This is a genomic window from Paenibacillus popilliae ATCC 14706, from assembly GCF_000315235.1.
Taxonomy (GTDB): domain Bacteria; phylum Bacillota; class Bacilli; order Paenibacillales; family Paenibacillaceae; genus Paenibacillus_B; species Paenibacillus_B popilliae.
In genome coordinates, this window is sequence record NZ_BALG01000475.1 from 1 (window position 1) to 961 (window position 961).

Sequence of the window (961 nt, forward strand, 5' to 3'; positions counted from 1 at the left end):
TTTGGCACATCACATGCGCCATCGCCGATGGCGAGGCCAGGCTGCCCGGATAGGCGGGCCGAGGCATTGGAGCCGTCACAATCGGCGTATGTAGCTCATGGCGCTCACAGTGCCGGCAGGCATACACCTGCCGCACATGCTGCACTACCTTGACCTGAGGCGGCACCACCGCTATCTCGCGACGGGTCTGCGTGGCCATCTCGTGCAGCGATCCACCGCAGCAGGCGCAGATTTGCTCGCCTTCGGCAAGGGTATACGTCACCGTTTCCAGCGGCAGTTTGGAGAGATCTGCTTCACGTTTACCGCTCGATTTGCGGCGCTCGTAAGCAATCTGTTCCTTTTCCGGCTCTGCGTTAGGCACTGCCAGCACTTCGGCCTCATTAAACAGATTCAGTTCCAATTGATCCGGATGCGTCTTCTCGCTGGAAGCCCCGAAGCGCTTCTGCTGTGCAAGCCGGAACTGTTCCTCGTACCATTTGAGTTTGGCCGACAGTTCGGTATTTTGTTGTTCCAGCTTGGCATTTTGCTGCTGGAGTTGTTCCAGGGTGAGGGATTCCGATTCTTTTTTCATAAAAGAGAGATTCGTCAGGAGAACGGAAAAATCCTGCTGCCCATGTTTAGATCGCCACTTCCGGCGAGACCTGAGCATGCGCCTGGCGCTGGGTAAGCGTCAGGCCGTCGAGCAGCCAGCGCAGCTCACGCTGCGTCAGACATAGTGGAGCTGTGCCGCCAGCGGGCCACTGAAACGAGCCGCGTTCGAGCCTGCGGTAGTAGAGCCAGAAGCCAGCATGATCCCAATGCAGAATTTTGAGCTTGTCCCGTCTGCGATTACAAAACAAGAACAGCGCCGAGGAAAACGGATTGAGTCCAAATTGTTCCTGTACCATAGCGGCCAGCCCATCAATGGATTTGCGCATGTCTGTTGCGCCGCAAGCCAGATAAACAGGTGAAGCGATGAAAT

At 56.4% G+C, this 961-nt stretch carries 2 protein-coding genes; both read right to left on the reverse strand.

Annotation, left to right across the window (positions count from 1 at the left end):
* Nucleotides 1–571 (reverse strand): IS66 family transposase (locus PPOP_RS18470; protein ID WP_006288202.1); only part of this gene is annotated, 571 nt, incomplete at its 3' end.
* 46 nt (nt 572–617) lie between these two features.
* Nucleotides 618–961, reverse strand: a 344-nt coding sequence (tnpB, locus tag PPOP_RS18475; RefSeq protein WP_006288203.1) for an IS66 family insertion sequence element accessory protein TnpB, incomplete at its 5' end; no start/stop codon positions are given.